Source organism: Cyanobium sp. ATX-6F1 (assembly GCF_047395825.1).
In the GTDB taxonomy this organism is placed as follows: Bacteria; Cyanobacteriota; Cyanobacteriia; order PCC-6307; family Cyanobiaceae; genus ATX-6F1.
This window is the reverse complement of sequence record NZ_JBCEBF010000001.1, coordinates 1,594,731-1,613,522: the sequence shown is the minus strand read 5'-3', so window position 1 is coordinate 1,613,522 and position 18,792 is coordinate 1,594,731. Positions and strand designations below refer to the sequence as shown.

Below are 18,792 nucleotides of genomic sequence, written 5' to 3'. Positions count from 1 at the left end.
CCATCTCCCGTTCAACGGCAGCATCCCTTGAGCCCGGCCCCCTGCCGGATCGTGCAGCTATCGGCGCCTGGGTACGGCAACAACCCCCAATCGCCGACGACGCCGCATTCCAGGCGGCCTTGGTTGAGCAACTGGTGGCAACGGGCGGTCAACTGGAGCACGTCGCCGGCACGCTGGGCCGGGCGCCGCTGGCCCTGGAGCTGGCTGACCTGAGCACCTGGGCCACACGCCAGGCCGATCGACGCCTGGGCCAGGGCGAGACCAGCCGGGGCTAGGGGCAGCGCCACCAGCACCACACCCAGCACCGCCAGCAGGGCGGCCAGCACCCCTGGTGCCCCGGGGCGATCCCCCTCCAGGGGCGCCAGGGGCACCGCCATTACCGGGGCGGTGGCCAGCAGGGCCACGGCCAGCCCGCCGGGAAGTCGGGCCAGGGCCAGCTGCTGCAGACCGATGCCCGCACTGGTGCCCAGCAGGGTGGCCGCCAGCACCAGGAGCCAACGCCGGCCCGGCGGCCTGGGTCGAGGCCGGCGCAGATGGGTCATCAGCCTGCCCAACAGGGGCAGCAGCACCAGCGTGGCGGCCAGCAGCCGCAGGGTGGCGGCATGCCAGGGATCGAGGCCCGATGTGCGCAGGGCGGCACGGGCCAACAGGGCACCAGCACCGCCACACAACAGGGCCGCCAGAGCCAGCACCACCCCCAGGCGCTGGTGAGCCTCCAGACCACCCCCGCCTCGGCCATCGGCCGCTGCCGGGCCACCACCACCACCGCCAGGCTGATCAGGGCAATCCCCAGCCACTGGCGCGGCCCAGGCCACTCGGCCAGCAGCAGGCAACCGGCCGCGGCCGTCACCGCCGGCCCGCCGGCATCAAAGGTGAGGGTGCGGCGGGTGCCGAGCCGTCGCAAGGCGGCGAAGTAGAAGCTGTCCCCCAGGGCAATGCCCAGCACCCCGCTGAGCAGAAGCAGGCCGGTGGGCCCAAGCGGCAGGGCCTGGGTGCTCCCCAGCAGCAGCGGCAGCTGCAGCGCCAGGGCAATCAGGTTTTTGAGCAGATTCAGCTCGGCCGGACCCAGCGACGTCGGCAGCCGACGCCACAAACCACTGGCCAGGGTCCAGAAGAGGGCGGCGGCCAGGGCAGCAGCCACACCGATCGCCACCGCCGCTCCCCACCACTCCTTGCGATCATCGCCACAGCCACTGCACCCCCGTGGACGACATCCGCCCCGCCTCGATCGCCGATGCCCTCAGCTTTTCCGGCTGAGCTGCGGCCGCTGGCGCTCCCAGCGCAGCAGCCACCACCTGCTGCACCGGCGAGCTGAGGCGGGAGGCTCCTTCATTGAGGTGGTGGAAATCGCCGCAACCGACCCCCGCCTGATCGCCATCGCCGAGCTCCACGGCGAAAATCCCGCTGGCCTCGTTGGGGGCTGCCGGGTGACCTGGAACGCCTCAATGGCGTGGGATAAGGCAGGAGAAGCCCACGAGGGGGAAAGCGTTTTCGGCTTGATCCCCACCGATGAGCTCGGCCGGTCCGGTCTGCTGCTGCGCGACCGTGGTTACGCCGAAACCGCCCCCGTGGCAGGTCATTTCGCCATGGACGAGCGCGACGGTCTACTGCTCACCACCGGCTACGAAACCATGGCCAGCCTGGAGCGATTCAGCTTTGCCGGCCCCAATGTGCGTCTGCGCACCAGCACGGTGGAGGGCCTCTCCAATACGGCGTCCTTCTGCGTCGAGACACGGCTGCTAGACAGCCCGGAGCCTGGGGCCAAAACCCCTGCCCAAGAGCCCGTCTCCGAGCAGCCCCTGTCTCCCCTGGGATGGTGACGAACGTTACGGACTGTGAGCCCTGTCTCGGCCAGCCGAACCCGGCCGCGGCTGCACTTCTACGATCAGCAACGACGGATGATGAAGTTGTGTGGCCCTGCCCCTCCTGAAATACGCGCCCACTACCCAAAACTCGCGGGTTAACCCGCTGCGGGTGGAGTTCGGATGAGGACCCCAAATCCATGTCCATGGACAGGGCTATGGATCCCAAAGACCTAAATCTGCTCATTGAGTCGTGTTATCGACAGATTTTCTTTTATGCCTTCAAGGTCGACCGCAACCTGACATTGGAGAGCCAGCTGCGCAACGGCCAAATGAGTGTGCGGGATTTCATTCGCTCCCTGTGTCTCTCAGACACCTTCACCCGCAGCTTCTACAACCTGAACAGCAACTATCGGGTGGTGCGCCACCTGGTGGAAAAGCTTCTGGGTCGCCCCACCCACGGCAGGTCTGAGGAGATCGCCTGGGCGGCTGTGCTGATGACCCGCGGGGTCAAGGGCATGGTTGACGACATCCTCAACGGCCAGGAATACCTGGACGCCTTCGGTTACGACACCGTTCCCTTCCACCGCAACCGCGTGGTGGGCTCCAGGGATCTGGGCGAAACCCCCTTCAACATCACCACTCCGCGATACGAGGCCTATTACCGGGGCATCTTGGGCTTCCCCCAAGTTGTGTACACCGGCACCGCCAAAACGATCCCCGCTCGCTCCCGTCAGCGCCGTGGGGGCTTCCCAGAGGACTACCTCCCTGGGTGCGCAATCTGCCTGCCATGCGCAGCCAAGGCGGTGCATCTAGCAACACCAGCATGGACTACTTGGCCAAGGTGCCCTACCGCAGCATTGGACGTTGAGCTCAGCAACCAATCCATCAAGGGGCGGCCTACGGGCCGCCTTTTTTGTGCCCGTCAAACGCTGGCCCTGATGCACCAGCCGTCAGCATCCACTGACGGCTCAAGGCAAAAACAACCGGCAATGGGAGAGTTGACCACGCTGATCCCAAAAGAAATCTATCGCCGTGACCCAAGCCCTTACTTCGTTGGCACGCATGACCCTGCGGCAGCTTCGGCAGGTGGCCAGCGATCTTGGGGTGAGCTTGTACAGCCGCAAGTCGAAGGATGAGTTGCTGGCGGCCATCAACCGGCGACAGGACGACAGCCCCCGCACTCTCAAGGCGATCGAAGCGGAGTTGCCTCCGGCACCACGCCCTTCGGCGTCCAGCACCAGCGTGGTGTTCCTGCCCCGGGATCCCCAGTGGGCCTACGTGTTCTGGGAGATCTCTGAAGCTGATCGGGGCGAAGCGCTGGCCGCCGGGGCGTCCCAGCTGTGCCTGCGGGTGGCCGATGTCACCGGACTGGCGGGGAGGCTCTGCCCACCCCCACACCCTGCAGGAGGTGGTGGTGGATAGCCATGCCACCGAATGGTATATGCCGGTGCCCCTGAGCGATCGCGACTACCGGGTGGAACTGGGCTACCGCAAAGGCTCCGGCGGCGGCTGGATCTCGCTGGCCTTCTCGTCGGTGGCCCGGGTTCCGGCCCTGCACCCCAGTGAGCAGATCCTCGACCAGTTTGTGCCCTTCTCGCTCGACACCGCTCCGGCCACCCTGCCCACACCCATGGAACCGGCTGACGCCGGTCTGCATGAGCGCCTCTACCAAACAGCAACGGCCCGTTGGCGGCGCCTTGGCCGCGGTTCCGAGGCCTTCCACGAACTCGAACAAGCCGGTCTCGACACCAGCGAACTGAACGCCTCTGGGGCCGGAATCTGGGCTAGCGGTCGCAACGAATCCGGCATCGGCGGGGTGGCCTCACGGCAACGTTCTTTCTGGCTGGTGGCCGATGCCGAGCTGATCGTCTACGGCGCCACCGATCCAGCCGCGCGCCTCACCATCGGCGGCGAAGACGTGCCGCTCTCCGCCGATGGCACCTTCCGCGTGCAGGTGCCGTTCCGAGATGGTCAACAGCTCTATCCGATCGAGGCGGTGGCCGCAGACGGCGAGCAGAAGCGCAACATCACCCTCGAATTCAACCGCTCCACCCCGGAAGACAACAGCAACCCTGCCGACAAGGCCATCAGCGAATGGTTCTGAAACGCGCTGGATCTCTCAAACGAGCAACCGTGGCCCTCACCCCACTCGCTGGGGCCCTGGCCTTTCCGCTGATCGTGCCCGTGGTGTTGATGCGCGTGGGCCTTCCGGCCGCCATGCTCAGCGCCGTGCTGATCGGCACCGCCTGGTTTGTGCTAATGCTGCGCACGGCCGAGATGCCTGGCCACCACTGACCAGTAGCCCAGCCTCAACCAACCATTGGACAGTCGGTGGGAAGACTGAAGGCAGCCGCAGCAGGTCGCCATCACCCATACCGCTCGTCACCGCAACCCCCTGAGGCACCCGCTCGCCTGGGTCGGTGCCCTGGGTCTAGCCGTGGCCGGCTGCAGCGCCGAAGCCCAGCTGCTGGGGCAGCCGACCCCACAAAGGCCCCTGCCCGAGGGCATCGAGCTGGTCTTCAACCACAACGAAACCAGCCGCTACCGCAGCCCGATCAGTGGCCAGTGGCGCCAGGGGGACGATCTCGAGGCCTTTGTGCTGGCCAGCATCCGAGGCGCCAAAAGGGAAATCCTGGTGGCGGTGCAGGAGCTGTCGCTGCCGAAGGTGGCCGAAGCCCTGGCAGCGCGCCACCGCGATGGACTGACGGTGAAGGTGGTGCTGGAAAACGCTTACAGCACCCCCTGGAGCCAGCAGCACCCTGCCGATCTGACCCCGCACCAGCGCAGCCGCCACGAGCAGCTCAAGGCCCTCGGCTGGGGGATGCGGTGGCGATCCTGCAGCGGGCCGGGGTGCCCCTGATCGACGACACCGCCGACGGCAGCGCCGGCAGCGGCCTGATGCACCACAAGTTCATGGTGGTGGACCGGGCGGTGGTCGTGACCGGCTCGGCCAATTTCACCCCCTCCTGCATCCACGGCGACCCGGGAGCTGATCGCACCCGCGGCAACGTCAACCACCTGATGCGGCTCCACAGCCGCGAGCTAGCCCATACCTTTGTGAGCGAATTCGAGCGGATGTGGGGCGACGGCCCAGGGGTTTACCCAACAGCCGCTTTGGGCTGGGCAAGGGCGGCGGAGCCGCCCAGCAGGTGCACGTGGGTCAAACGCCGGTGACGGTGCTGTTTGCACCCCATCGCCGCCGCGATCCCCACCAGGGCCTGCTGCTGCTGGAGGAGCTGCTCGCCGGCACCCACAAGCAGCTCGACATGGCCCTGTTCGTGTTCTCAGAGCAGAGCCTGGCCAATGCCATGGCCCAGCTGCAGGAGCGGGGGGTGACCATCCGGCTGCTGGCCGATCCCGGCTTCGCCAACCGCTCCTTCAGCGAAGTGCTGGATCTGCTCGGCACCCAGTTGCCCGACCACCGCTGTGGCTTGGAGGCCGCCAACCGCCCCTGGCAACGCCCCCTCGAGACGGTTGGCACGCCGCGGCTGGCCAGCGGCGACAAACTCCACCACAAGCTGGCCGTGATCGACAACCGCACCGTGATCACCGGCTCCTTCAACTGGAGCCCCAGCGCCGCTCACCGGAACGACGAAACCCTGCTGGTGTTTGACTCCCCCTGCTAGCGGCCCACTTCAGCGCCGAGATCAACCGGCTCTGGAAAGGCGCCGAGCTGGGCATCACCGAGCGACTGGCGCGGAAACAGGAGCGGCAACGCAACCGCTGTGGCAGTGGGGTGCAGCGCACCTGAACCCTGATCGGCGACTGCTGAGCTGGGCCAGGGCTCCTACGCTGAAGACCTGTCTCCGCCCCAGGGCCATGGATTCGCTGCAGGCTTCCCGCACCACCTCCGCCACCCTGGATGCGATCCAGCTGATGCTGCGCGATCTCCACACCCGCCACGACGAGATCCGCCACCGTGCCGCGTTCCGGGGTTGCACCAAGGAGCTGCTGGCGGTGCAGCAGGAGCTGGTGAATTACCTGTTGGCCAAGAAGAGCCAGCTGATGGGGCATGTGGATCCGGTCAGCGGCGGCACCCGCAACTACAACTCCTTCGTTTGAGTGACCCGTTGAACTCTGGCCCCAGGGTCCTGGTCGTTGGAGCTGGTCCAGCCGGGGCCAGCCTGGCCCTGCTGCTGGCCCGTTCCGGCGTCGCCGTCACCCTGGTGGAAGCCAGCTCCAGCCCGGCGCGCCAGTTTCGCGGCGAAGCGTTGATGCCCTCGGGCCTGGAGGCCCTGGCTGCCATGGGGCTGAGCCACCTGCTGGCGGCTGTGCCCCACAGGCACCTGCAGGGCTGGCGCTTTGTGGTCAATGGCCGGGAGCTTTTCCACGCCCACGAACCCCTCAGCGGCGATCCCCAGCGGCCCTGCACCCTGGTGAACCAGCCCGCCCTGCTGGAGGCCCTGCTGGGGCAGGCGCAATCCTGCCCATCATTTGTGCTGGAGCGGGGCAGCCGGTGTCTGATCTGCTCTGGAGCCAAGGGCGGGTGGCCGGAGGTGGCTGCGCAACGGGCGGCATTTGGAGGCCGAGTTGGTGGTGGCCTGCGACGGCCGGGCCTCGCTGCTGCGGCAGAAGGCTGGACTGGTGCTGGTGGAAGGAGTCAACTCCATCGATCTGCTCTGGTTCCAACTGGCCTGCCCTTCTCCTTCACCGCTGCAAGGCAGCTTCACCACCCTGGTGGGGCCGGAGGGGTGTTCAGCGCCTTCGACAGCGCTGGCGGAGGGGTGCAGCTGGGCTGGCTGCTCAACAAGGGCGAGCGGGTGCCTGCATGCTCCCCAGACGACTGGATCGAGCGGATGGCTCCGCTGAGCCCACCGGAGCTGGCGGCCTGGCTACGGCAGTGGCGAGCCGGCCTGGGCGAACCCAGCCGGCTGGCAGTGCAGGTAGGACTGGCAGAGCGCTGGTGGGCACCCGGCCTGCTGCTGCTGGGCGATGCGGCCCATCCGATGAGTCCGGTGCGAGCCCAGGGGATCAACATGGCCCTGCGCGACGCCTGGGTGGCCAGCGCCCGGCTGTTGCCCCTATTGCAGCCGCTCTTGCGGCCCGCGCCAGCACCACAACAGCCACAGCACGGTGCCCCTGGAGCCAAAACCACAGCCATCACCGGCCTGGATGCGGCGCTCGCCGCGATCGAAGCCGAGCGACGGCCGGAAATCACCACGCTGCAGGCCCTCCAGGCCGCCGAAGCCGCCCGGGGAGAGCAGCTGCGCCGCCAGAGCTGGCTGCGCAGCGGCCTGGCCCTGGCCGCCCTCTGGTGGGGCCGGCGATCGCCGCCCACTGGAGCCATCAGCAGCAACCGCTGCGCCAGGGACTGTCTCGTGCTGCCGGCGCTGCCGGGGTCGCCATGATGGGAGCCAACCCGACAGAACCATGGCTCCCTCCTGGATCAATCCTGCCCTGAGGGGCGGCTCCGCCCTAAGCGCTGGCTTGGCGCTCGGCCTGATGGGTCTGCTGGCTTCCCCCTGCAAGCAGCGCCTAAAGATCCGCCCTATCCCTCCATGGATCAGCTGCGGGAGCTGCAGCTCCACACGTTCGCCTGCGGCCGGGAGAACACCGCCGAGAGCTGCACCAAGGCGCGCACCATGGCCGATCCGCTGATGGACCATCCCCGCCTCGGGGCAAGCTGCAAAGACGCGATCTGGACCATTTGCCAACGGGCCCAGCCCGCCGCCGCCAACAGCTTCGAGCGCCGCGAAGCCCTCAATCGCGCCGGCCAGGATCTGCTGCCCTTCTGCAAGCAGCAAACCCGCACCGTGGCCCCCAGCAAAACCGAGGCCAAGCCCCAGGAGAAAAAGGGATTCGGCCTGATCCCAGGCTTCTGAGCCTGACAGCTCCCACCCCTGCTGGCGCTCAACGCCCCTTTGGGGCCTGAATCAGTTGCAGCACCTGGTAAGCGGTGCTGTCCATGAACGCCAGCGACCAGCCCGTCTGCACCACCGCCTGATCGGCCAGAGCACACAAACCGCTGCCCTGACCGGTGGCCTCGCAGCTCGCCGAGAGACCCAGCAAGGCGTTGGTGAGCTTGCCGCGCTGACAGGATTCCGTGCCGCGGCGCTGAGCGACGGCCATTCCTGCCTGGCGTCCCAGCGCCACTCGGCAAGCTTCGCGTGCAATCCCCGGCTTGTTTCGGACGCTAGCCCGTTCTGGGCGGCCGCAAACCAGGGCTAATTTGGTGCCCCCAACGCCCCGGTGGATCAGCCGATGACCAGCAGCAATCCTGTGAGCATCCGGCACATTCCCCTATCCCAACCCTTCAGCGACCAGAAGCCCGGCACCTCGGGGCTGCGCAAGAGCAGCCGGCAGTTCCAGACGCCCCACTACCTCGAGAGCTTCATCGAGGCGAGTCTGCAGGTGCTGCCCGGAGTGGCCGGCGGCACGCTCGTGGTGGGCGGCGATGGGCGCTACGGCAACCGCGAGGCCATCACCGTGATTGCCCGCATGGCTGCGGCCCACGGCGTGGCACGGCTGATCACCACCACCGGTGGCATCCTCTCCACCCCCGCCGCCTCCCACCTGATCCGCCAGCACGGTGCCGTGGGTGGGGTGATCCTCTCGGCCAGCCACAACCCCGGCGGCCCGGATGGCGATTTCGGCGTCAAGATCAACGGCGCCAACGGCGGCCCCACACCGGAATCCATCACCGACGCGATCTACGCCACCACCCTGCAGCTGGATGGCTACCGGATCTGTGAAGGCGGCAGCGACCCCGACCTCTCGGCGCCTGGCCGCTGCCACATCGGCAACCTGCAGGTTGAGGTGATCGACGGCGTCGACGACTACGTGGCGTTGATGCAGAAGCTGTTCGATTTCGATGCGATCGGCGATCTACTGCGGGGCGACTTTCCGATCGCCTTCGACGCCATGCACGCGGTAACAGGCCCCTATGCCAGCCGCATCTTGGAAGGGGCCCTGGGGGCGCCCGCGGGCACCGTGCGCAACGGCATCCCCCTGGAAGACTTCGGCGGCGGCCACCCCGATCCCAACCTCACCTACGCTCACGACCTGGCAGAGCTGCTGATGGGCAGCGACGCCTACCGCCTTCGGCGCCGCCTGCGATGGCGACGGCGACCGGAACATGATTCTGGGCAGTCGCTGCTTCGTGAACCCCAGCGATAGCCTGGCGGTGCTGACCGCCAACGCCACCCTCGCTCCCGGCTACGCCGATGGCCTGGCCGGGGTCGCCCGCTCGATGCCCACCAGTGCCGCCGCCGATGTGGTGGCCAAGGAGCTGGGCCTGGCCTGCTTCGAAACGCCCACGGGGTGGAAATTCTTCGGCAACCTGCTCGATGCGGGCCGCATCACCCTCTGCGGCGAAGAGAGCTTCGGCACCGGCAGCAACCACATCCGCGAAAAGGACGGCCTCTGGGCCGTGCTGTTCTGGCTGCAAATCCTGGCCAAACGGCGGGAGCCGGTGAGCCGGATCATGGCGGAGCATTGGAATCGTTTCGGCCGGCATTACTACTCCCGCCACGACTACGAGGCGATCCCCAGCGATGCCGCCCAAGGCCTCTACGAGCGGGTGAAGACCATGCAGCCCTCGTTAGTGGGCCAGGCCTTCGCCGGCCGCAGCATCGCCACCGTCGATGACTTCGCCTACACCGACCCGGTGGATGGTTCGCTCACCAGCGGCCAGGGGCTGCGCCTGCTGCTCGACGACGGCAGCCGGGTGGTGTTGCGCCTCTCCGGCACCGGCACCCAGGGGGCGACCCTGCGGGTGTATCTGGAGAGCTACGTGGCGGCCGGCGGCAACCTGACTCAGGATCCCCAGGCCGCGCTCGGCGATCTGATCACGACGATCGATCAGCTGGCGGAAATCAAGACGCGCACGGGCATGGGCAGGCCCACGGTGATCACCTGACCAGATGACTGGATGCACCATAAAGAATCAGCGCCCATCGAGGCCAGCACTAAAAGCTGCCATAGCACAGGGGAAAAGCGCACATTCCAGGGGGCAAAGGGCTAAATCAAAGTCTCAATCACTTCTGGCTGCTGGTTGCTGGTTGCCACCGAACTATTGGAAGCAACGAGGAGCTTTTCTGCATCAACGCAGGAAACCCACATAGGTTGAGCCGATCCGGCCATGAGCAACAAATACAGCGTGCAGCGTGCAGCGTCACTACGCATGACGAGTGAATCTAGGAAAACCGCGACCGGAGAAAAGCAACAAAAACAATCCAACAATCGCAAAAGCAGTGGAAAACTGAAAAAGAGCCGCCAGGCGAACTCGAAGAGTAGACCAAGCCAACGATTGTAGGGCCAAAGGATGAGCCCAGATTTTGCATGGACTGCACCATGCCCATAGTGCTGCCGCTAACACGCGAACCCGACGATTCCGAAATCAGCGCTCTGATCACCGGCGAGATCAAGCCCAAAGCAAGGGTGATCATGGTGACAGAGAAAACTAGATCAATCGCCCTGGAGGGAAAAACCGGAAAAAGCAAAACCGCCAGCCCAGTCAATGCCTGAAGATGCGCAATAATTAGCAGTTGAGTTGTATTGTATAGTCGAGAAAGACGGCCTACAATTGTAAACTGCTGAAGAACAGTCGCCAATCCAGCTATGCTAAAAACAAGGCCCGCCTGGTGAGGCCCCCACGCCAATACCTTTGACATATACAGACTAATAACAGCCAAGATCCCATAACCAGAAATGGAGACCATGGTGAACGCGATGGAAGCATAAACGACCCTCTTTTGCCTGAAAACAACGAGACTGTCTTTAAACGAGGCTGCAAAGTCGGGCGCCTTGGATGCAGTGGCATCAGGCGAAGTACCTATTGTAAGGGGTTGATATCTTGGCTTAGGCAAGAGACGTTTGTTGATCGTTTCGGGCAAAAAAAGTAACGCCAGAATTGCATTTATAAAAAGTGCAAGAGATGCTATGTAAATCGGCAGTCGCGGAGCATGAGCCGCCAGAACACCGCCGAGACCTGGCCCAAGAACAATTGCAATCGCAGCGGCAGTCGAAAGCAAGCCAAAAGCTTCTGTTTTGCGCTTGGGAGGCGTAACATCAGAAATAATAGTGACAGATATTGATCCACTTGCGCCTCCAAGACCATCAATCAGCCGACCAATAAACATCAGAGGCAGCGCTCCTGCAACTCCAAAAAGAGTCATTCCAACAAAAGCAAGCGCAAGAGAAATAATCAACAGTGGGCGCCTTCCGTAGCGATCACACAACTCTCCCGCAAAAGGATTCACAATCATTGAGGCAATGCTATAGGAAGTCACCAGCAACCCTATGGTGATACCAGTAGCATTTGCCTGGCCAATCAGAAATGGCAAAATAGGAATAACAAGGCTACGGGATAGCCGATCATTCAGCAAGGCAAGAAATACAACAGATATGGTGACAGTGCGGTCCTGATGACTGATAAATCTACGCCGGACCTGATCAACTGGGAAGAGCCGAAGGGGCAGATTGATCTTCACTGGAATACAGGTGTGTAAATCGCCTTATCCAGCCCAATCTGATGACGCAATGAATCAAGAGGGGCGTCCCAATATTCCTCCCATTTAACGGAAAGCATTGGAACCTTAGTATTAGATATCTCAAAACCCTGTTGCAAAGCAGAGAGCATAGGATTCAGATCGCCACCAAGAGTCATGGAATGCAATAAGCCCGAAGCAGCCACAAGCACTGACATCGGACTATAAATCTGACACAATTGAAATGCTTGCAAACCAACTTCGCCAGCCAGATCAGTGCCAAAGCCAGTCATAACATGCCAAATATCATGCGTCTGCCTTGCGCGCAAATCTAAATATGTTCCCGGGCCAATGACGTCGACAACTTCGAAGAAATTAGGGTCAAAACCTGCATCAAGAAGTGACCTTGCATAGGCATAGCCCAGTGATTCCGGGGAGTCCAACTAGGTCGGTCAGACTAGGGCGGGCGGGCTGATACTTTTCATCCGCCAAAGCCTTGATAGCCGGATTGGAAAGCATAAATTCGACATTCTTTAGAGAAATTGGTTGATTACTCAAACCACGTTGAATTTCAAAAACTGACGATACCTGCCCAGGGTCCTGAATAAAGTGAACAACACCCCTCAAGGTCTCGAGCAATTCAACTTTTTGGCGTTGGTTAACTTCCATTGTCTCAGTAAAAATGGTAAAAATAAATTAGTCGTCGCTCAACGTGGTTCGCACGCAAGATCCTCAAAAAACAAATCAGCGACTGGCCTCTGTTGAGATCTTGCTTCAAAAGTAATCTGCTTAAGCATGGTCCTAAAAGCTAAGACTGGTCTGGGATCGCGAAACCGAAACAACACATCGCGACTCAAGAGTGCTTTTATTAATTTTGGGTCAGCTATAGAAGCCTCCCCAGAAATCAGGCACTGCAAAAGCTGCAAATGGTTAGAAGAAGCGGACGCGCGAGGCTGATCGTTAGTGGATTTACCAAGCATGAGATCGCCAAATGAACGATCGCGCTCAAATAAATGAATGCCACTAGTTGCCCTAGGGTTGCACTCGATGCAAGAGATTCCACGATCATTAACAATATAGTCGAGCCCATACTGGCCAGAATAAGCAAGACTGCCAAACAAGATCTCAGCGAATTCACGGCTTCCAGGGAGGACAGTAGGCTGATAACTGGAGCTCGCACCCAAGCCCTGCTTTGACTTTGCCCCAACGACGAAGTCATTACCATAATCTCCATGCACTAAGACCTTACCATTACGACAAATGCCATAGCTCGACGCAACGGAACCAATCACACGTTCTTGTACAACCCATGTAGTCCACGGACTAGAATCCTTTTTCCGTACTTCACGGGCCGTACAAGAACGTGCGGATTAACAGGCCGAGCTTTGCATTTGTCGTAACGGTGTCTTATGCATGGAGGGCGGTAATGATTCTCATCGTTAGCAAAAAACAGCAGGTGAGCCACCGCTGGAAGCCGTGAATTCGCTGAGATCTAGTGCTCGGGGCCCCGCCATTTCGGCTCGACTATATTGGGCTACGATCGCTTTTAATCTTCGATCAGGCCCCAAAGCGTTCAGCGGCATTCGTTATTTGAGATGCCATCTTGCTCATTGGCGATCTCATGCTTGGTAAATCCACCCGCGTCCGCTTCTTACCATTTGCAGCGGCGCCTGATTTCTGGGGAAATTTAGCTGACCTGTATCTCGGTAGTTGTTTTGGTTTCAAGCAGTCTTATGAATATTTGCAAGCACATTTTTGAAGCAAGATCCTCAAAAACAAATCAGCGACTGGCCTCTGTTGAGATCTTGCTTCAAAAGTAATCTGCTTAAGCATGGTCCTAAAAGCTAAGACTGGTCTGGGATCGCGAAACCGAAACAACACATCGCGACTCAAGAGTGCTTTTATTAATTTTGGGTCAGCTATAGAAGCCTCCCCAGAAATCAGGCACTGCAAAAGCTGCAAATGGTTAGAAGAAGCGGACGCGCGAGGCTGATCGTTAGTGGATTTACCAAGCATGAGATCGCCAAATGAACGATCGCGCTCAAATAAATGAATGCCACTAGTTGCCCTAGGGTTGCACTCGATGCAAGAGATTCCACGATCATTAACAATATAGTCGAGCCCATACTGGCCAGAATAAGCAAGACTGCCAAACAAGATCTCAGCGAATTCACGGCTTCCAGGGAGGACAGTAGGCTGATAACTGGAGCTCGCACCCAAGCCCTGCTTTGACTTTGCCCCAACGACGAAGTCATTACCATAATCTCCATGCACTAAGACCTTACCATTACGACAAATGCCATAGCTCGACGCAACGGAACCAATCACACGTTCTTGTACAACCCATGGGGAGTCCACGGAAGGATGAATCCGCACTAAATCTTCGGGACCAGGATCAATATAAACACCTTGAGCGAAACGTGAGAAAACAGGCTTCACAACGAAGCCTGTACTAAGGCTATTGATTTGATCACGCAGTTCGGAGGCTGAAGTGACAACAGCAGTATTGGGAACCGGCAAACCTAAAGATTTACAATGGGCAATAAAGCGCCACTTGTCATCAAGGATCGAAAGGGTCTCCACGGTATCAACTAAAATTGAAGTAGATGGGTGAGTACCAGCCAGTCGAGAGAGGCTGGCTGCAACAACATATCCCTCTTCGTACATTGGTATCAAATGACTTACATTATGTTCCTTAATTAACTGACTAAGGGCCGCAAGAAATGCGTCAGGTGCTTTGCTTGGGGAAGGGGTCTTGACGTAGAGATCGACCGAATTAGATCCACTGAGAGGTGTGGTGTCCAAAGAGTCGGTTCCAATCACTGTGGCACCCGACCTCCTCAAAGCCCTGCACATTGCAAGTGAGGCAGGCATTCGACCACCAGTGACTAATGCGGTCATCATGAGAGGACGCGACATGCCGATGCAATAATGACTTCATCAACTTAGCGACAAGAATAATGCACGTCAAATATGACGATTTGCGACAATGCAACGCCAACCAAAGCGCAACAGCTTGCACAGGAGCAACGTAGATATAAGCTCAAAATTGGGTAAATGGTTTTAGCATTATCCGCAAATCAGGATATTGGCAAAACTCGGGCCGGGGCTTTTGACGTTGCAATAATAGGAGGCGGGGTAGCTGGTAATTACACAGCATGGCGCCTAATAAAAGATCAGCCAGAATTAAACATTGTTGTCATTGAGCAGTCGGCAAGATTAGGCGGACGTTTGTACAGCGAACATGTCAGCGGCATTGAAAGCGTGCAGGTAGAGCATGGCGGCATGCGATTTAGTCGAAATCACAAGCTGCTAGGTCATCTTGTAGATTATCTAGGGCTTCCAACAAGACCATTCAAATCGGTATTGGCGAATAACAATCCTATCTTCATTCGGGGTCATCATACATCACTTGATAAAATCAAAGCCGGAGACAAGGTTCCCTATAGGATTCCGGCTGAGCTAGGAACCAATAATCCTGGTGAAATTGTACCAGCATCAATATTATTATTTCTAAGTAAGCAAGGCATGCGACCCAGTCAAAGCAGAGGCATAATTGACTGCCTTGAGGAAGCTAGCTTTAATGGAAAAAGCTTTAAAGAGCTCAGCTTTAAAGAGCTCTTAGAAAATGTATGCAGCCCAGAAGTGCTAGCGTATTACAATGACGTTCATGGGTATTGGGTGGATACGCACGCAGATGTGAGTGCCCGCGAACTTCTGCTCGGCTTTTTACCATTCGTAAGCGATTCGGATACCATTACGATTAGCACTGGCATGCAATCATTGCCGAGTAAGTTGGCAGAGTTGGCATCACAGCATGGCTGCAAATACAGGACATCCAGCAGGCTCAGATCAATTCGCAGAAGTTCTGAACAGTTTGAACTTGCGGTGACGTCAGATCACTCGAATGAGACGATCGTCGCTAAACGGGTTGTGCTTGCCTTACCGCCAAATCGGATCAGAAAGATTGAGGGATTAGCAGAGCTAGCTCCGAGGCTTAAAGACCGATTGAATTCTGTTGTGGAAATCTTAGCCGTTAAAACCCATTTTGTATATAATAGTTGTTGGTGGAGATCTAGTCAGATTACGGAAGGGGAAGCTCGAACAGATCTACCAATGCGTCAATGTTTGTACATGGGAAGCGATCAGAGCATCAATAATCCTACCAATGAGCTTACGAGCTCAACTGACAGTGCAGAACCGTCAGTACTTCTGGCGAGTTATACGGATTCAGACGCTAGTGATTACTGGAGAAATACAGCAGATAAAAGCTCTACCTGTGCAGGTGTACATGGACCTACCGATCCTTCACTGCAGTGCTCAGAGAGTGTCATCAGAGAACTGACAAGCCAATTGGAAACTCTGCACTCACAATCAATTAAGTTGCCGTATTGGGCAAGTATGTGTGACTGGAAAGAACAACCTTCTGGTGTCGCTACCCACTCCTGGCGTTCGTGTTATGACAGCGCAAAGATAATCCCACTAATAAGGCAACCAAATCCGAGCTTACCACTATACATCTGCGGTGAAGCATTTTCACAAGAGCAAGGCTGGGTTAATGGGGCCCTACGCTCAGCTGAAGCAATGTTGCGATCATGCTTTAATCTTCAGGCTCCTAGCTGGGCAAATTCATCGATACCAATTGATATTGCTTGATTCGAACATCCTTAGACAGTCAAAAATGGTTTGCCAATGGCTGATTGAATATAGGGGAATGGCTTCTGTCATTGCCCTTTCGCAGGATTGATTTCTTGCTTTTGTTGTTCCTGGTTGGACTCTCAATGAGCCTTTCCCGTATATTCGCGGGAATCGCAAACCGTCTTACAGCGCAAACAATTGTACTTCGTATCATTATTGATAGCCTTGTGATAGGAATTTTACATTGTACGGGAACAATTCTTACGATTGTCTTGTACGAAGTAGCTATTGATGGCAACATTAACTTTGCCGAGCTTTACGGCCTTGCACCACTCATTATCCTCCCCGGCTTATTTTACATCTTTTCTGCGGCACCCTATATAGGAAATGCAATTGCTGTATTTCTGTGGGCAACCTTTTTTCTGAACAAGATTGTGCTCACACAATTTATTTTTGATACAACGTATGCAACAGCATTCCAAATCGCCCTCCCTTCTTTCCTGCTTGTGCTGGTTGTTGTATGGATACAATTTAAAGATGGATGGCGCAAAGCTGCACAATACTAAGCAATAGTACACGATAAATCCTACTGTTTTATGAAATCTCAACTTCCTGAGAGCAAAAAGATGGATCAAGAAAGCTCGCAAGCGGCACGGATATCAGGATTCAGCATCAAGAACAAGCTGAAGTTCGTATTGTATTCTGTTGGTGTTATCCTCTTGATCACGATTTCCTTATCAATTCACAATATAAGAATATTACAAAAGAGATTGATCCCGAAGAGTTAGCCATCATACTAAACCTGCTTGGTCTTATGGTACTATTAATTATACCCGCTGCAGGGATATACTCAGTTGTCACTCATCTGACTGTTTGGGCAGGGTGGTGCAAAGGATTGCCAGTTGCGGAGAACCATATTTGTTTCTGATTCTAGTAACAGCGACGATTTGCATAGTTACCCTTCAAATTTTGTGGTATATCTTGATGGCATACACCAGCGGACAAAGGATCATCCACCAAAGATCACTGCATTTTTAAATGAGCTTGAATCAAGACTTCCTGCAGACTTCGCATTAATTAAAGGGACAGAGATTTACACTGTTTTACCAGTATCATTAGAGGAAGACAAAGGCAGTAGTCGTCTATGGAGGGTTTTATTCTCAATCCAAGAAAGTCATCCAAGCAAAATATCAAAACTACTGGCATCCACCTAGTTCAAGCCAATAATATAATCAAAGTTGGAATATCATCCGATGGCCGGTATGGGCCAATTGCGAATTACCAGTATGCCCTAAAAATTTGCTATCAACTACATCAAGCCGGATTTCGACTAGGTCGACGATCGCGAGTTGTTTTGCTTGGCTATAGTGGAGGTGGAGGGATTGCTCTTGGTGCTGCTGAATATCTCAGGCGCTTAACCAATTCTAAAATCCAAGTAATAACCTTGTGTGGAGTATTCAGTGCAAACCACGATCTAGAGAAGATTACTACGATTTCGACTCTTGTTGGCACAGCTGATCCTGTGGCAGCTATCGGGCAAATTGCCTACCCAGGCCGATTGCCTATAATCAGAAACTCAAACTGGAATCAGACCATGATAGCTGGAAGGGTTGAAAGAAGTGAGCTTGATGGGATGAGCCACAGTGGTGACTGTGGTCCATTTTCTAGTTCTTTCAGGAGCAAAGTCATTGATCGCATTTTAGCTGAGATTTAAACTAAGGTATTTTTAATTAGACTCTTTGAATTTGTATAAGAAGCCGCCTATAAGCAATTTTGGAGACGAAGTCAATTGAATCAACATAGAGTCTCGGATATCCAATGAACTGGAAACAGATGCGGTGGTTCTTGCTAGCCACTGCTGCTGCAGTCGGGGTGATCTTAAGTGGTCATCCTGCAACAACTCGCCAGTCAAGTTGTCAAGCAATCAGCACACTTCTTGGAATTGTGTTGGGGATGCTCGTTGCCACAACGACCATTCATACGTTGGTCACGTTCATACAGGCAGATCTGGTTCACAGGGGAACAGTTAGCTGCTGGTGCTCAAAAAGCAGCGAACGACGATTCTTATTAGTCGCAACTGGAGCATTGATGACGGCAGCAACATTACTTTTGGACATTGTCCTATGGGCATGGGTCTACCGCTACGTCGGCGCGATTCACGGCCTAGAAGAAAGTTTATATTTCTCAGGCTTCACATTCACAACAGTTGGATATGGCGATATAACACTGGCTAAATGCTGGCAATTGCTAAGGGTGGGAGAGGGGGTTAACGGGGTATTGATGGCCGGCTGGAGCACCACACAATTAATTTTTCTTGTTCAGAGAATGATGATCTTAAGCGTACAATCTGAAGGAGCGAAAGTGGATTAATGCTGAATCAACATCGATTTAGCCCTCACACAGCTTGATTGTACCGCCCCACCAATTTCAACCTCAATGATGTGCAGCTGGCCATCTCAAGCTTCCACGTGATTCGATGCCAATCATCCGCATCACACCCAGCCCAACCGTTAAGAGCAGCAATGAGAAGCCTCAAGCCGCTGCAGAATCAGCCGAGCACTTGAGGGAAGACAGATATCTGGAATGAGTAGGCCTAGAGCAGTACACAGGCCAGAGGAATCGCGATTAGCTCATTGATCAAAATGGCGCGAAAATAAGAGGCTAATTCTATTTCACCTTGGGCCAGCAGCCACAGCTGAACAATCAAGATCTTGACAACCGCAATCCACAAGATCAATCGAAACCAAGAAAGGGCTTTCGGCGACTTCCTGGTCGCAACGCCAAACATAGAAAGCATAACGGCAGATGAAATCACAATACCCATAACATGCGGCACGAGAAGCTCATCGATGCCACGGGGCTGGGTCCAGCCGCAACCCTTCCCACAAACAAAGCCAAGCAAACAGCCTGATTGACGTAGA

The 18,792-nt window shown here is 57.2% G+C and carries 18 protein-coding genes and 4 pseudogenes; 14 read left to right on the top strand and 8 right to left on the bottom strand.

What is annotated here, in order from left to right; all coding sequences use genetic code 11:
• Positions 1 to 11: 11 nt before the first annotated feature.
• Together AAF143_RS09230 and AAF143_RS09225 are read right to left on the bottom strand one after the other, a co-directional pair.
• Positions 12 to 647, bottom strand: coding sequence for an EamA family transporter (locus tag AAF143_RS09230; RefSeq protein WP_414026836.1), 636 nt, complete (start codon positions 645 to 647; stop codon positions 12 to 14).
• The gene (locus tag AAF143_RS09225) at positions 542 to 1,153 is read right to left on the bottom strand and encodes an EamA family transporter (protein ID WP_414026835.1); all 612 of its coding nucleotides are present in this window, start codon (positions 1,151 to 1,153) and stop codon (positions 542 to 544) included. Before AAF143_RS09225 ends, AAF143_RS09230 begins: the two co-directional genes overlap by 106 nt.
• Positions 1,154 to 1,212: 59 nt before the next feature.
• Between AAF143_RS09225 and AAF143_RS09220 the strand changes: the two are divergent.
• The 10 genes and pseudogenes from AAF143_RS09220 to AAF143_RS09175 all read left to right on the top strand — a co-directional run bounded on the left by AAF143_RS09220 (position 1,213) and on the right by AAF143_RS09175 (position 7,627).
• Positions 1,213 to 1,820 (top strand): annotated as a pseudogene (locus tag AAF143_RS09220) (phycobiliprotein lyase).
• 91 nt (positions 1,821 to 1,911) lie between these two features.
• A pseudogene (locus tag AAF143_RS09215) lies at positions 1,912 to 2,673 on the top strand (phycobilisome rod-core linker polypeptide).
• A gap of 164 nt (positions 2,674 to 2,837) precedes the next feature.
• Positions 2,838 to 3,909, top strand: a pseudogene (locus AAF143_RS09210) (DUF4912 domain-containing protein).
• 29 nt (positions 3,910 to 3,938) lie between these two features.
• Entirely contained in the window at positions 3,939 to 4,100 is a 162-nt protein-coding gene (locus tag AAF143_RS09205; protein WP_315859744.1) for a hypothetical protein, read from the top strand.
• A 142-nt stretch (positions 4,101 to 4,242) separates the two neighbouring features.
• Entirely contained in the window at positions 4,243 to 4,665 is a 423-nt protein-coding gene (locus tag AAF143_RS09200; RefSeq protein ID WP_414026834.1) for a hypothetical protein, read from the top strand.
• Positions 4,632 to 4,979 (top strand): phospholipase D-like domain-containing protein, encoded by a 348-nt coding sequence (locus AAF143_RS09195; protein WP_414026833.1) that lies wholly within the window; start codon positions 4,632 to 4,634, stop codon positions 4,977 to 4,979. Before AAF143_RS09200 ends, AAF143_RS09195 begins: the two co-directional genes overlap by 34 nt.
• Positions 4,955 to 5,431 carry a phospholipase D-like domain-containing protein gene (locus AAF143_RS09190; RefSeq protein ID WP_414026832.1) on the top strand — a complete coding sequence of 159 codons (477 nt, stop codon included), beginning with the start codon at positions 4,955 to 4,957 and terminating at the stop codon, positions 5,429 to 5,431. The genes AAF143_RS09195 and AAF143_RS09190 overlap by 25 nt, the downstream gene beginning before the upstream one ends.
• 193 nt (positions 5,432 to 5,624) lie before the next feature.
• Complete coding sequence (locus AAF143_RS09185; protein ID WP_094561105.1) at positions 5,625 to 5,867, top strand: hypothetical protein; 243 nt, start codon at positions 5,625 to 5,627, stop codon at positions 5,865 to 5,867.
• An 8-nt stretch (positions 5,868 to 5,875) separates the two neighbouring features.
• Positions 5,876 to 7,153, top strand: a complete 1,278-nt coding sequence (locus tag AAF143_RS09180) for an FAD-dependent monooxygenase (RefSeq protein ID WP_414026831.1) — start codon at positions 5,876 to 5,878, stop codon at positions 7,151 to 7,153.
• Positions 7,154 to 7,303: 150 nt separating this feature from the next.
• Positions 7,304 to 7,627, top strand: a complete 324-nt coding sequence (locus AAF143_RS09175) for a hypothetical protein (protein ID WP_414026830.1) — start codon at positions 7,304 to 7,306, stop codon at positions 7,625 to 7,627.
• Positions 7,628 to 7,655: 28 nt separating this feature from the next.
• Here AAF143_RS09175 and AAF143_RS09170 read toward each other — a convergent pair whose 3' ends face one another.
• A complete protein-coding gene (locus tag AAF143_RS09170) occupies positions 7,656 to 7,874 on the bottom strand; it encodes a hypothetical protein (protein WP_254988543.1) in 219 nt (72 codons plus the stop codon).
• A 132-nt stretch (positions 7,875 to 8,006) separates the two neighbouring features.
• Between AAF143_RS09170 and AAF143_RS09165 the strand changes: the two are divergent.
• Positions 8,007 to 9,663 (top strand): annotated as a pseudogene (locus AAF143_RS09165) (alpha-D-glucose phosphate-specific phosphoglucomutase).
• 277 nt (positions 9,664 to 9,940) lie between these two features.
• On the opposite strand, the gene AAF143_RS09160 reads toward AAF143_RS09165, so the two are convergent.
• The 4 genes from AAF143_RS09160 to AAF143_RS09145 all read right to left on the bottom strand — a co-directional run bounded on the left by AAF143_RS09160 (position 9,941) and on the right by AAF143_RS09145 (position 14,038).
• Entirely contained in the window at positions 9,941 to 11,236 is a 1,296-nt protein-coding gene (locus AAF143_RS09160; RefSeq protein WP_414026829.1) for an MFS transporter, read from the bottom strand.
• Positions 11,233 to 11,676 (bottom strand): Coq4 family protein, encoded by a 444-nt coding sequence (locus AAF143_RS09155; protein ID WP_414026828.1) that lies wholly within the window; start codon positions 11,674 to 11,676, stop codon positions 11,233 to 11,235. The genes AAF143_RS09160 and AAF143_RS09155 overlap by 4 nt, the downstream gene beginning before the upstream one ends.
• 264 nt (positions 11,677 to 11,940) lie before the next feature.
• Positions 11,941 to 12,525 carry a hypothetical protein gene (locus AAF143_RS09150; RefSeq protein WP_414026827.1) on the bottom strand — a complete coding sequence of 195 codons (585 nt, stop codon included), beginning with the start codon at positions 12,523 to 12,525 and terminating at the stop codon, positions 11,941 to 11,943.
• A 439-nt stretch (positions 12,526 to 12,964) separates the two neighbouring features.
• A complete protein-coding gene (locus AAF143_RS09145; protein WP_414026826.1) occupies positions 12,965 to 14,038 on the bottom strand; it encodes an ATP-grasp domain-containing protein in 1,074 nt (357 codons plus the stop codon).
• A 252-nt stretch (positions 14,039 to 14,290) separates the two neighbouring features.
• On the opposite strand from AAF143_RS09145, the gene AAF143_RS09140 reads away from it, so the two are divergent.
• From AAF143_RS09140 to AAF143_RS09130, 3 genes are all read left to right on the top strand, one after another.
• Positions 14,291 to 15,889, top strand: a complete 1,599-nt coding sequence (locus tag AAF143_RS09140) for a flavin monoamine oxidase family protein (protein ID WP_414026825.1) — start codon at positions 14,291 to 14,293, stop codon at positions 15,887 to 15,889.
• 125 nt (positions 15,890 to 16,014) lie between these two features.
• A complete protein-coding gene (locus AAF143_RS09135; protein WP_414026824.1) occupies positions 16,015 to 16,437 on the top strand; it encodes a hypothetical protein in 423 nt (140 codons plus the stop codon).
• A 1,252-nt stretch (positions 16,438 to 17,689) separates the two neighbouring features.
• On the top strand, positions 17,690 to 18,241 hold the full coding sequence (locus AAF143_RS09130; protein ID WP_414026823.1) for an ion channel: 552 nt from the start codon (positions 17,690 to 17,692) through the stop codon (positions 18,239 to 18,241).
• A 223-nt stretch (positions 18,242 to 18,464) separates the two neighbouring features.
• On the opposite strand, the gene AAF143_RS09125 is transcribed toward AAF143_RS09130, so the two are convergent.
• Positions 18,465 to 18,773, bottom strand: coding sequence for a hypothetical protein (locus tag AAF143_RS09125; protein ID WP_414026822.1), 309 nt, complete (start codon positions 18,771 to 18,773; stop codon positions 18,465 to 18,467).
• Positions 18,774 to 18,792 lie beyond the last annotated feature (19 nt).

Coding starts and splice junctions, on each gene's coding strand:
- AAF143_RS09170 (WP_254988543.1), bottom strand. CDS start 7,874: ATGGCCGTCGCTCAGCGCCGCGGCACGGAATCCTGTCAGCGCGGCAAG.
- AAF143_RS09185 (WP_094561105.1), top strand. CDS start 5,625: ATGGATTCGCTGCAGGCTTCCCGCACCACCTCCGCCACCCTGGATGCG.
- AAF143_RS09175 (WP_414026830.1), top strand. CDS start 7,304: ATGGATCAGCTGCGGGAGCTGCAGCTCCACACGTTCGCCTGCGGCCGG.
- AAF143_RS09140 (WP_414026825.1), top strand. CDS start 14,291: ATGGTTTTAGCATTATCCGCAAATCAGGATATTGGCAAAACTCGGGCC.
- AAF143_RS09130 (WP_414026823.1), top strand. CDS start 17,690: ATGAACTGGAAACAGATGCGGTGGTTCTTGCTAGCCACTGCTGCTGCA.
- AAF143_RS09135 (WP_414026824.1), top strand. CDS start 16,015: ATGAGCCTTTCCCGTATATTCGCGGGAATCGCAAACCGTCTTACAGCG.